Below are 12,135 nucleotides of genomic sequence, written 5' to 3' on the forward strand. Positions count from 1 at the left end.
GGCGAGGGTGCCCCTCGGGGCAGGTGGCGCGGTGACGGAGTGGCCCAGTGGCGCGGTGACGGAGTGGCCCAGTGACGCAGTGACGGAGTGGCGCAGCGGCCCCGTGGGGCGGGGCTCAGCGACGCCGGCGGGGCGTCAGTCCCACTCGAGCGAGCCGCCGGTGCGGTACTCGGTCACCCGCGTCTCGAAGAAGTTCTTCTCCTTGCGCAGGTCCATGGCCTCGCTCATCCACGGGAACGGGTTCTCCGCCTGCCCGAACAGCGGCGCGAGGCCGATCTGCTCGGCGCGCCGGTCGGTGATGAACCGCAGGTACTGCTCGCAGGACTCCGCGGTCAGCCCGAGCATGCCGCGCGGCATGGTGTCGCGGGCGTAGGCGACCTCGAGCTCGCAGGCCTCGTGCAGCATCTGCCGGATCTCGGCGACGAAGTCCGCCGTCCACAGGTGCGGGTTCTCGATCTTGATCTGGTTGATGCAGTCGATGCCGAAGTTCAGGTGGATCGACTCGTCGCGCAGGATGTACTGGTACTGCTCGGCGACGCCGACCATCTTGTTCCGCCGGCCGAGCGAGAGGATCTGCGCGAAGCCGGTGTAGAACCACATGCCCTCGAAGATCACGTAGAACGCGACGAGGTCCCGCAGGAACGCCCGGTCCGCCTCGGGGGTGCCGGTGCGGAAGTCCGGGTCGGACAGCGCCTGGGTGTAGCGCAGCGCCCAGGAGTCCTTCTCGGTGATCGAGGGGACCTCGCGGTAGGCGTTGAACAGCTCGCCCTCGTCGAGGCCGAGGGACTCGCAGACGTACTGGAAGGTGTGCGTGTGCACGGCCTCCTCGAACGACTGCCGCAGCAGGTACTGCCGGCACTCGGGGTTGGTGAGGTGCCGGTAGACCGCGAGCACGATGTTGTTCGCGACCAGCGACTCCGCCGTGGCGAAGAAGCCGAGGTTGCGGATCAGCATGAGCCGCTCGTCCTCGGTCAGGCCGTTCGCCGAGCGCCACAGCGCGATGTCGGCCTGCATGGCGACCTCGGTCGGCATCCAGTGGTTCGAGCAGCCGGCCAGGTACTTCTCCCACGCCCAGTGGTACTTCAGCGGCAGGAGCTGGTTGACGTCGGCCCGCGCGTTGATCATGCGCTTGTCGTCGGCGTCGATCGGGGCGGCACCGCGCTCGATCTCGCCGAGCCCGGTGGTGTCGGCCGCGTCGGGGGAGACGGCGGGCTCGGCGTCGAAGCCGAGATGCCCGATGCCGTGGTTCCCGGTGTCGCGGTTCTCGGTGGTCGTCACTGGCAGGCCTCGCAGTCGGGGTCGTCGATCGAGCAGGCGGCGGCGGGGTTCAGGTCGAGGTCCATGCCGTTGCCGGTGTCCGGGGTCCCGGCGACCGGCACGGACGCGGACGGCCGCGCCGCCGGCTCCGGGGCCTCGGCCGGGGGAGTCGCGGCCGGGGGAGTCGCCGACGGGGTCACGGCGGGCCCGGCGGAGGCCGGCGGGACGGCGGACGCGGACGGCCCGGCCGGGGTGGTCGGCACGGCGGTCCCGGCCGGCCCGTCGGCCGGTGCGGACGCCGGAGCGCCGCCCGACGGCACCCCGGTCAGACGCCCGTCGGTGCCCTTGAGCGTGGACTTCTCCACCGACGTCGCCGCGCGGGTACGCAGGTAGTAGGTGGTCTTCAGGCCGCTGCGCCACGCCAGCCGGTACAGCTCGTCGAGCTTGCGACCGCTCGGACCGGCCAGGTAGAGGTTCAGCGACTGCGCCTGGTCCAGCCACTTCTGGCGGCGCGCGGCCGCCGTGACCAGCCAGTACGGGTCGATCTCGAACGCCGTCGCGTACAGCTCCTTGAGGTCGTCGGGCACCCGGTCGATCTCGGCGAGCGAGCCGTCGAAGTACTTCAGGTCCGAGACCATGACCTCGTCCCAGAGCCCGCGCTCCTTGAGGTCGCGGACCAGGTGCGGGTTCACCACGGTGAAGTCGCCGGACATGTTCGACTTCACGTACAGGTTCAGGTGGATCGGCTCGATCGACTGCCCGACCCCGCAGATGTTGGAGATCGTCGCCGTCGGGGCGATGGCCAGCACGTTGGAGTTGCGCATGCCCTGGCTGCGGACCTTGTCGCGCAGCCCGTCCCAGTCCAGCGTCGACGACGTGTCCTGGGTCAGCTCGCCCTCGCCGCGGGCGTCGGCCAGCAGCTGCAGCGAGTCGATCGGCAGGATCCCCCGGCTCCACAGCGAGCCGTCGAAGCTGGCGTAGCGGCCGCGCTCGGTCGCGAGGTCCGACGACGCCGAGATCGCGTGGTAGCTCAGCGCCTCGGCGCTGGTGTCGGCGAACGCGACGGCCGCCTCGCTGCCCGGGGCGATGCGCTGCAGGAACAGCGCGTCGGAGAAGCCCATCAGCCCGAGCCCGACGGGGCGGTGGCGCAGGTTGGACCGGCGCGCCTCGGGGATCGTGTAGAAGTTGATGTCCACGACGTTGTCGAGCATCCGCACCGCGGTGGTCACCGTGCTGCGCAGCTTGTCGGTGTCCAGGCCGTCCGGGCCGACGTGCGCGGCCAGGTTCACCGAGCCGAGGTTGCAGACCGCGACCTCACCGGCGTCGGCGTCGGCCTTGGTGTTCAGCGTGATCTCGGTGCACAGGTTCGACGAGTGCACGACACCGGCGTGCTGCTGCGGGCTGCGCAGGTTGCACGGGTCCTTGAACGTGATCCACGGGTGCCCGGTCTCGAACAGCATGGTGAGCATCCGGCGCCACAGGTCCACCGCGCGCACGGTGCGGTGCACGGTCAGCTCGCCGCGGGCGGCGGCCGCCTCGTACTCCCGGTAGCGCTGCGCGAACGCGTTGCCGTAGAGGTCGTGCAGGTCGGGGACCTCGTCCGGGGAGAACAGCGTCCACTCGCCGTCGGCCTCGACGCGGCGCAGGAACTCGTCCGGCACCCAGTTCGCGGTGTTCATGTCGTGCGTACGCCGGCGGTCGTCGCCGGTGTTCTTGCGCAGGTCGAGGAACTCCTCGATGTCCACGTGCCAGGTCTCGAGGTACGCGCACGCCGCGCCCTTGCGCTTGCCGCCCTGGTTGACCGCGACGGCGGTGTCACCGGCGATCTTGAGGAACGGCACGACGCCCTGCGAGACGCCGTTGGTGCCGCGGATGTGCGCGCCGAGGCCGCGGACCGGGGTCCAGTCGTTGCCCAGGCCGCCGGAGTACTTCGCGAGCAGGGCGTTGTTCTTGTAGCCCTGGAAGATCGAGTCCAGGTCGTCGTCGACGGTGGTCAGGAAGCACGACGACAGCTGCGGGCGGGTGGTGCCGGAGTTGAACAGCGTCGGCGTCGAGGCCATGAAGTCGAAGCTCGACAGCAGCTCGTAGAACTCGATCGCGCGCGCCTCGCGGTCGACCTCGCGGACCGCCAGGCCCATCGCCACCCGCAGGAAGAACGCCTGCGGCAGCTCGAAGCGCACGCCGCGCTCGTGCAGGAAGTAGCGGTCGTAGAGGGTCTGCAGGCCCAGGAAGCCGATCTGCAGGTCGCGCTCGGGGCGCAGCGCGGCGGTAACCCGGTCGAGGTCGAACGTGGCCAGCTCGGGGTCGACCAGCCCGATCTCGATCGCGTGCCGCAGGTAGCCCTTGGTGTAGGAGGCGTACGACGCGGCCATCTCGGCCTGGTCCGGCGTCTCCCGGGTGCCCGACAGGTGCGAGACGGCCTCGGCGCGCAGCCGGTCCATCAGCAGCCGGGACGCGACGAGCGAGTAGTCCGGCTCGCGCTCCACCAGCGTCCGCGCCGCCATGACCAGGGCCTGGGCCAGCTCGTCGGCGGTGATGCCGTCGTAGACGGTCCGCTCGAACTCGGCGAGCACCGGGCCGGCCTCGACGTCGTCGATGCCGTCGAGGGCCTCGGCGAGCACCGTCTCGACGCGGTCGCGGTCCAGCGGCACCGTGCTGCCGTCGGGCTGGGTGACGTGGACGACCGGCCCGGCCTCGGTGACCGCAGCGGCTTCCCCACCGCTGCCGCCACGGGCCTGGGCGTGCTCCTCGCGGTAGAGCACGTAGGAGCGGGCGACCTTGTGGTGCTCGCCGCGCATCAGCGCCAGCTCCACCTGGTCCTGGATCTGCTCGACGTTCACCGCAGGCGTCGGGTGGCGCAGCAGCGCGGCGACGACCTGGTCGGTCAGCCCCTTGACGACGTGGTGCAGCCGGGACGACGACGCCCCGGCGTCGCCCTCGACGGCGAGGAACGCCTTGGTCATCGCCACCGAGATCTTGGAGGCGTCGAACGCGGTCTCGGACCCGTCGCGCCGGATCACGCGCAGGGTCGGGGCGGTGGCAGCGTCCGTGGTGGACGCGGGGGGAGCGGTGGAAGCCGTCACAGGGCTGGTCTCCTCGCGGGTCGCCGTCGCTTCTCGGCCGCGCAGGGGAGTACCGGGGAACGGGACGCGACGCAGGCGCCCCCGCACCCTGGTGCCCTCCCGCGGGGCTCCGGAGCAGCGCACACCGGCGGTGTGCGCGCCGGTGGCAGGTCTTCGGACTCACGGGCCGACGAGCGGTCGTGCTGCTCGCTCCTACTGGCCGTCGCTTCCCGGGAGCGCGCGCTCCCAGTGCCATGACGGCGGTCGTTCCCGCTCACCGCTGCGGGGCAGTCCCGGAGTCGCACCGGGTTCCCTCTCGCCTCACCGGGCCCGTGCGGGACCGGTGAACCACCAGCGAGCGCGACACTACATCTTGGGCCCGACAACGGAAGGGACCCCTAGGTGTCCGGGTGTGTTGCTGTGACCTGGTCACGCGCGGTGAACGCCGCAGGTCCGGACCGGCGTGTCTCCGGCACGGGCCCCGCGGGCGCCGGTCGGCGGGCTCGAGGTCCACACCGGTGGGTGATCACACCCCACCCGTCGGTGCCGACGAGCGGTACCGCGGCCGCGTCGGGTGACCACCGCCGCCCGGGATCAGCCGAGCCGGGCCTTCGCGAAGTTCGCCCACGCGAACGTGTTCGGCCGGGCCGGGGTGAGACCGGTCAGTCCGCTCGCGACGCCGACGTTCCAGTCCCGCACACCCCACACCAGTGCACCGGAGTCGGCCCGCAGCAGCTCCATGATCTTTGCGAAGCCCGCGGCGCGCCGGCCGTCGTCGTTCGTCGCGGTGGCCGCGTAGTACAGCTCGTCGATCTTCGGGCTGCGGTAGCCGGTGAAGTCGTAGGTCGGGGTGGAGGTGAGCATCCGGCGTCCGATGTAGTCCGGGATCGGCAGCGTGCCGGTGCTGTTCTGGGAGAACACGCCCTGCTTGCGGATGGTCTTGAAGTAGCCGTCTTCGGGCAGCTGGCGGGCGGAGACCTTCAGCCCGATCTCGCCGAGCTGGCGGACGACGAGCGCGGTCGCGGCGTCGAACACCGGGTCGGCGCCGCTGGTCTGCAGCTCGACGGTCGCGTTCTGCGCGCCCGCCTGTGCGACCAGCGCCTTGGCCTTCTCGACGTCGCGCGTCACCTGCGGCACCGTGCCCGGGTAGTACTGCAGGCCCTGGCCGAACATGTCGTTGCCGACGCGGCCACGCCCCAGCAGGGCGACCCGCACCAGCTCCTCGCGGTCGATGCCGAGCCGGACGGCCTCCCGCAGCCGCGGGTCGGCGAACGGCGGCTTGTCCACCCGCATCACCAGGAACTGGTTCGCCGCGGCCGGGGCGGCGAGCGCAGTGGCGCGGCCGCTGCCGTCGAGCCGGGCGGCACCGGCCGGGGTGAGGTCGTGGGCGTAGGCGACCTGCCCGGACAGCAGCGCCCCGATCCGGGCCTCCTCCTCGTTCACCGGCAGGAACTCCAGCTCCTTGATCGCCGGGGCGCCGTCCCAGTGCCCGTCGAAGGCGCGGTAGAGCGCCGGGCCGCCGGGGGTGAAGGAGTCGAACCGGAACGGCCCGGTGCCGACGGGGCGCTCGAAGCCCGTCGCGCCCTGCTGCACGATCTCGGTGCCGGGCGCGCCCAGGGCCAGCGGGAACAGCGTGTTCGGCCGGCGCAGCACGAGCTCGACCTCGGTCGGAGACATCGCACGCGACGCGGTGAGGTCCAGGTCGCGGAACAGCGTCGCGGCGATGCCCGTCGTGGCCGGGTCGACGATCCGCTTCAGGGTGTAGAGGACGTCGTCGGCGGTGAGGTCGCGGCCGTCGTGGAACTTCGCGGCGCGCAGCGTGAGCCGCCACCGGGTGCCCTTCGGGTCGCTCTCCCAGGACTGCGCCAGCCGCGGCTCCGGGGTCATGTCCTGCGACCAGCCGGTCAGGGTGTCGAAGCAGGCCTTCGCGCGGGCCTGGTCGACGTAGAGCGGCAGGACGTGCGGGTCGAGCGACTCCCGCGAGCCACCCGCGGCGAACGCCACCCGCAGCCGGTCGGTCGACGACGAGGACCCGCCGCCGCAGCCTGCGAGCACGAGTGCGGCGGCACCGAGACCACCGGCGAGGACGGCGCGTCGGCCGATCCGGGGCGACGTGCGGGGCGGGATCGCGGGGAGCATGTGCGGACAGTACGACACACCTGATCAGGTGTTCATCAATCAGTGGCGGTGACCACCAGGTACGCGGCGTCGAGCCGGACCGGCTCGCCCGGCGGGCCGGTCATGGCCTCGATGTCGGCGAACATCGCGGCCGCCCGTTCCTCGCCCAGCCCGGCGGCGGCCGCGGCGTGCGCCGGCGAGTGGGCGCGGAAGAACGCCGTCATGTCCGCGGGGGAGTCGAAGTGCCACGGCAGCGCGCGCTCGGTGAGCGTGACCTCGCCGAACCCGGCCGCGGTCAGGCGGTCCCGCACGACGTCCGGGCGGGCCCAGTCCATCTGGTCGGGCAGGCCGGGCGGGGCGCCGGTGTGCGGCAGCATGGCCGCGGTCATCCGCCCCATGAACCCGTCCGGGGTCCAGGCGGTGAACCCGAGCCTGCCGCCGGGCACGAGCACCCGCCGGGCCTCGGCGAGCGCCACCTCGGGGCGCGGGGCGAAGATCAGGCCGAAGCTCGACTGCACGACCTCGGCGGCGCCGTCGGGCAGCGGAAGGGCCTCGGCGTCGGCCTCCAGCCACACGACGCCGGTCCCGGCCGTCGCGGCCCGGCCCAGCTCGACCATCCGGGGCGCCAGGTCCGTCGCGACCACCGCGGCGCCCCGCTCGCGGGCGAGCGCCGCGGCGCTGCCGGTCCCGGCCGCGACGTCGAGCACCCGGTCGGCCGGGCCGGGTGCGAGCGCGTCGACGAGGTCGTGGGCGGCTGGCGCGAGCCGCTCGGCCAGTGCCGGGTAGTCGGCACCGCCCCACACGCGGCGCATCCGGTCCCGGAACTCCGCCGGCTCGGTCATGAGGGCGAGACTATCGACAACTGTTGCCGTCTGCGAGGGGCCGGCGCTGCTCGGTCGTGCTCAGCGTCGCTCGGCCGGTTCCGGCGCGGGCTCCGCGGCGATCCGGCCGTCGACGACGCCGACGGTCCGGTCCGCGGCCGCCACCGCGACCGGGTCGTGGCTGATCAGCACCACCGCGGTGCCGTCGTCGCGGCAGGTTCGGCGCAGCTCGTCGAGCAGCCGGGCGCGGTGCTCGCCGTCCAGCGCGGAGGTGGCCTCGTCGGCGACCAGCACCGCGGGCCGGGCGAGCAGGGCGCGGGCCACCGAGGCCCGCTGCAGCTGCCCGCCCGACAGACCGCCCGGGCGACGACCGGCCGTGGCCTCGTCCAGCCCGAGCCGTTCCAGCAGTGCAACGGCCTCGGCCCGGGCGTCGGCCCGGGGGAGGCCGCGCAGCAGTACCGCGGGCCGGGCGACCTGCTCCAGCACCGGTCGGTGGTCCAGGAACGCCGACCGGCAGTCCTGGTGGACGTACTGCACGGCGCGCCGGTTCCCGGCCGGGTCGGCTCCGTCGACCCGCACGGTCCCGGTGTGCCCGACCAGCCCGGCGAGCGCGCGGCCGAGGGTGGTCTTGCCCGCCCCGGACGGCCCGGCGACCGCGACGAACCCGCCCCGGTCCACGGTGAGATCGGCACCCGACAGCAGCGTGACGCCGTCGCCCACCCGCACGGTCAGGTCCTGCACCTCCAGCACCGCCTCGGCACCGGACGCGGCCGGGGCGCCGTCGGGTTCGGACGCCGGACCGAGCAGCGCGGCGGCGGGGCCGGTGCGCACGACCCGCCCGTCGGCCAGCTCGAGCAGCTCGACCGGCAGTGCCGCGGCGAGCCTGCGGACCGCGTCGAGGTCGTGGGTGAGCAGCACCAGCGCGGTCCCGCCCGCCGCGAGCGCGGTCAGCCGGTCGATCACCGCGCGGGTGGTGACCGGGTCCAGGCCGGTGGTCGGCTCGTCCAGCACGACGACGTCCGGTCCGGTCACCAGCGTCTGCGCCAGCGCCATCCGCTGCTGCTGGCCGCCCGACAGCTCGTGCGGGTGCCGGCGGGCGAGCTGCGGTTCGGCGCCGAGCCCGGCCCGGTCGAGTGCCTCGGCGACGGCGCGGTCGCGAGCCGCCCGGTGTGCGCGGCCGCGGCCGTGCACGGTGGCGGCGAGCTCGTCGAGCACCGGGCCGGTGCGGCGCACCGGGTCCAGCACGACGCCCGGGTGCTGCGGCAGGTGCCCGACCCGCCCGGCGCGGCGCGCACGCAGCGTCCGGCGGTCCACCCCGAGCAGCTCGGTGTCGCCGACCCGGACCGAGCCGCCGAGCGTCACGCCGGTGGCGCACTCGCCGAGCAGCGCCAGGCCCAGCGTCGACTTGCCCGCCCCGGACGGACCGGCCACGGCCAGCACCGCGCCGGGTGCGAGATCGAGGTCGACGCCGTCGAGCACCGTGGTGCCCCCGGCGGCCGCCGTCAGCCCGCGCACGGTGAGGACGGAGTTCACACCACCGCTCCCGTCCGGTCGGCGACCCGGTCGACCAGCAGGTTCGCCCCCGCGGCGAGCGCGACGAGCAGCCCGGCCGGGACCAGCAGCGCGTACGGGGCCAGGAACAGCGACGCCGAGTTCTGCTCGATCACCACCGCCCAGTCCACGGTGTCCGGCGGCAGCCCGACGCCGAGGAAGCTCGCGCTGGTCAGCAGGGTCAGCACCAGCACGGCGCGGGTGCCTGCGTCGACCAGCAGCGTCCCGGCCACGAATCGCCCGGTCTCGACGAGGTGGATCCGCCACCACGGCTCCCCGTTCTGGGTCATCGTCTCCAGCGCCACCCGCCGGGCCGGGGCGCCTGCCGCGCCGCGCACGATCCGCACGATCGCGGGCAGCTGCAGCAGCGCGGTCACCACGAGCAGCCAGCCGACACCGCGACGCCCGGTGCCGGCCAGGATCAGCAGCACCAGCAGCGACGGCAGGACCAGCACGACGTCCAGCGTGCGCTGGGTGAGCAGGGCCGCCCAGCGGCGCCGCGTCGCGGAGAGCAGCAGCCCCAGCGGGATCCCGACGAGGTAGGCCAGAGCGAGGGTGCCCAGCGTCAGCAGGACCACGGTGGTGCCGCCGGTCAGGGCGAGCACGAGCACGTCGCGGCCGAGCGCGTCGGTGCCCAGTGGCAGGCCCGGGCCCGGTGGCATCAGCGCCCCGGCGCCGGAGGTGACCGGCAGCAGCGGGGCCACCAGCGGCCCGGCGAACGCGCACAGCAGCGGGACCCCGGTGAGCAGCAGCGCCACCGCGGTCGCCGGGCGCAGCGCCCTCACGCGAGGTCCTCGCGGACCGGGGTGAGCCGGGCGGTGACCACGTCGGCGAGCAGGTTGACCCCGATCGTGACGACGGCGGCGAGCAGCGCGTAGCCCTGGATCAGCGGGATGTCGCGGTTGCGCACCGCGTCGACGACGCCGGACCCGACCCCCGGCAGCGCGAACAGCGACTCGACGACGACCACGCCGCCCAGCGTGCCCTCGACGATCCGGGCGAGCTGCTGCACCGACGGCGCGAGCCCGCCGGGCAGCACGTGGCGCAGCACGACGTCGCGCTCGGGCAGGCCGAGCCGGCGCAGGTGTGTGACGTGCGGGGACCGATCGGTCTGCAGCACGCCCTGGCGGACCTGGCGGGACAGCCAGCCCAGCTGGGCGAACACGAGCACGACGACCGGCAGGATCAGCACCTCCGGGGTCAGCAGCGAACCGCCGCCGGCCGTGGCGGGCAGCCAGCCGAGCTGCAGCGAGAACAGCCCGACCAGCAGCAGCCCGGTCGCGAACTGCGGTGCGGCCTGCAGTGCCGACACCGTCGCCGTCGAGATGCGGTCGAACGCGCTGCCCGGCCGCAGGCCCGCCGCGGTCGCGATGACGACGGCCAGCGGCACCAGCACGGCGAGCCCTGTGCCGGCGAGCAGCAGGGTGCTGCCGAGCCGGCGCGTGACCTCGTCGAGCACCGGCTGCCCGGTGATCAGCGAGTTCCCGAGGTCACCGGTGAGCAGCCCGCCCAGCCAGTCCGCGAGGCGCTCGCCCGCGGGCAGGCTGGTGCCGAGCTCGGTGCGCAGCTGCTGGACCTGGTCGTCGGTGGCGTCCGGGCCGAGGACGATCTCGGCGGCGTCGCCGGGCAGGAACGTGGTCAGCGCGAACACCAGCAGCACCGCGGCGAGCAGCTGGGCGAGCGCGACCGCGGCCCGCACGGCCGCGGTGCGGCCCACCCCGCGCCGCCGGACGGCGACCGGCGCGGGGCCGGTGTCTGCGGTGTCGGTGGTGTCAGTGTTGTCGGTGGAGCCGGCGGCGACCATCAGCTCACCCGGGCCTTGTCGAACCGGCCCCACAGGTGGCTGTTTGGCTTGGCCGCCTCGATCCCGCTCAGCCCGGCGGCTACTCCGACGTTCCAGTCCGACAGTGCCCACACCAGTGCGCCGGAGTCGTTGCGCAGCAGGGTCTGCACGCGTTCGAGGTCGGCGGCGCGGGCGCTCTCGTCGCGGCGGGAGACCGCGGCGGCGTAGAGCTTGTCGATCTCGGTGCTGCGGTATCCCGTGTAGTTGGAGTTGTCGGCCTTGGACAGCCGCCGCCGCCCGATGAAGTCCGGGATCGGGAACGTGCCGGAGCGGGTGAACGACGCGACCCCCGACGTCCGGACGGCGGTGAAGTAGGTGGGGGCGTCGAGGACCCGCGGGGTGGCGCGCAGCCCGATCTCGGCCAGCTGCTCGGCGGCCAGCGTGGCGGCGGGACCGAAGTTGGCGTCGCTGCCCGAGGTCTGCAGCTCGAACGCGAGGTTCTCCGCCCGGGCCTCGCGCAGCAGTGCCCTTGCGCGGCCGACGTCCCGGGTGACCTGGGGGATGTCCGGGTAGTACTGCAGCTCCGGGCCGCCGAAGACGTCGTTGCCGACCTGGCCGGTACCGAGCAGCACCACCCGCACCAGCGCCTCGCGGTCGATCCCGACCCGCACCGCCTCGCGTACCCGCGGGTCGGCGAACGGCGGTCGGTCGACACGCAGGTTGAGGTACTGCGACGTCGACTGCGGTGCGGTGAGCAGAGCCGCGCGGCCCGGCTGTCCCTGGACCTGGCGGGCGCTCGCCGGACGCAGGTCGTGGGCGTAGGCGACCTGCCCGGACAGCAGCGCGCCGAGCCGGGCCTGCTCGTCCTCGATCGGGACGAACTCCAGCTCCGCCGACGGCGGCGCGCCGTCCCAGTAGGCGTCGTTGCGGGTGTAGACCGTGGCGCCGCCCGGGGTGAACGACTGCACCCGGAACGGGCCGGTGCCGACCGGCTTCGTGAAGTCGGTGGTCCCGGCCCTGACGATCTCCGCGCCCGGGGCGCCGAGCCACAGCGGGAAGGTGAAGTCCGGCGCGGCGAGCACGACCTCGACCTCGCGGGGCCCGGTCGAGCGGCTCGCGGTGAAGTCGACGCCCTTGAACAGCGACGCCGCCGATCCCTTGGTCGCGGGGTCGGCGATCCGGCGGAACGTGTACAGCACGTCGTCGCCGGTGAGCGGGCTCCCGTCGTGCCAGGTGGCCTGGCGCAGCCGGATCCGCCAGCGCCGGCCGGTGGCGTCGGGTTCGACGGTCTCGGCGAGCCGCATCTGCGCGGTCATCTCCTGGGTCCACCCGGTGAGCGTGTCGAAGCAGGCCTTGGCGCGGGCCTGGTCGACGAACTGGGTGGCCAGGTGCGGGTCCAGCGACTCCCGCGAGCCGCCGCCGGGGAAGGCCACCCGCAGCCGGTCGCTCGCGCCCGGCCCACCGCCGCAGGCGGCCAGTGCGGGGATCGCGGCGAGGGCGGCGGTGGTGCCGAGGAAACGGCGGCGGCTCAGCGTCACGGGTG

8 protein-coding genes and 1 riboswitch are annotated in these 12,135 nt (G+C 74.0%); all 8 genes read right to left on the reverse strand.

Annotation, left to right across the window (positions count from 1 at the left end; genetic code table 11):
- Positions 1 to 135: 135 nt before the first annotated feature.
- Entirely contained in the window at positions 136 to 1,239 is a 1,104-nt protein-coding gene (locus tag ACLE50_RS02165) for a ribonucleotide-diphosphate reductase subunit beta (protein WP_410942243.1), read from the reverse strand.
- 35 nt (positions 1,240 to 1,274) lie between these two features.
- Complete coding sequence (locus ACLE50_RS02170) at positions 1,275 to 4,340, reverse strand: ribonucleoside-diphosphate reductase subunit alpha (protein ID WP_410941629.1); 3,066 nt, start codon at positions 4,338 to 4,340, stop codon at positions 1,275 to 1,277.
- A 127-nt stretch (positions 4,341 to 4,467) separates the two neighbouring features.
- Positions 4,468 to 4,687, reverse strand: a riboswitch (cobalamin riboswitch).
- 226 nt (positions 4,688 to 4,913) lie between these two features.
- On the reverse strand, positions 4,914 to 6,458 hold the full coding sequence (locus tag ACLE50_RS02175) for an ABC transporter substrate-binding protein (RefSeq protein ID WP_410941630.1): 1,545 nt from the start codon (positions 6,456 to 6,458) through the stop codon (positions 4,914 to 4,916).
- A 35-nt stretch (positions 6,459 to 6,493) separates the two neighbouring features.
- A complete protein-coding gene (locus ACLE50_RS02180; protein ID WP_410941631.1) occupies positions 6,494 to 7,279 on the reverse strand; it encodes a class I SAM-dependent methyltransferase in 786 nt (261 codons plus the stop codon).
- A gap of 60 nt (positions 7,280 to 7,339) precedes the next feature.
- Entirely contained in the window at positions 7,340 to 8,791 is a 1,452-nt protein-coding gene (locus tag ACLE50_RS02185) for an ABC transporter ATP-binding protein (protein ID WP_410941632.1), read from the reverse strand.
- On the reverse strand, positions 8,788 to 9,594 hold the full coding sequence (locus ACLE50_RS02190) for an ABC transporter permease subunit (RefSeq protein WP_410941633.1): 807 nt from the start codon (positions 9,592 to 9,594) through the stop codon (positions 8,788 to 8,790). The genes ACLE50_RS02185 and ACLE50_RS02190 overlap by 4 nt, the downstream gene beginning before the upstream one ends.
- Positions 9,591 to 10,613: an ABC transporter permease gene (locus ACLE50_RS02195; protein WP_410941634.1), complete on the reverse strand. Its 1,023-nt coding sequence runs from the start codon at positions 10,611 to 10,613 to the stop codon at positions 9,591 to 9,593. Before ACLE50_RS02195 ends, ACLE50_RS02190 begins: the two co-directional genes overlap by 4 nt.
- Positions 10,613 to 12,130 carry an ABC transporter substrate-binding protein gene (locus ACLE50_RS02200; RefSeq protein WP_410941635.1) on the reverse strand — a complete coding sequence of 506 codons (1,518 nt, stop codon included), beginning with the start codon at positions 12,128 to 12,130 and terminating at the stop codon, positions 10,613 to 10,615. The genes ACLE50_RS02195 and ACLE50_RS02200 overlap by 1 nt, the downstream gene beginning before the upstream one ends.
- Positions 12,131 to 12,135 lie beyond the last annotated feature (5 nt).

This window comes from Pseudonocardia phyllosphaerae (assembly GCF_046546475.1).
Classification (GTDB): Bacteria; Actinomycetota; Actinomycetes; order Mycobacteriales; family Pseudonocardiaceae; genus Pseudonocardia; species Pseudonocardia phyllosphaerae.

Excerpts from the sequence above, each read along its gene's own strand:
- ACLE50_RS02195 (WP_410941634.1), bottom strand. The coding sequence starts at position 10,613 with ATGGTCGCCGCCGGCTCCACCGACAACACTGACACCACCGACACCGCA.
- ACLE50_RS02175 (WP_410941630.1), bottom strand. The coding sequence starts at position 6,458 with ATGCTCCCCGCGATCCCGCCCCGCACGTCGCCCCGGATCGGCCGACGC.
- ACLE50_RS02180 (WP_410941631.1), bottom strand. The coding sequence starts at position 7,279 with ATGACCGAGCCGGCGGAGTTCCGGGACCGGATGCGCCGCGTGTGGGGC.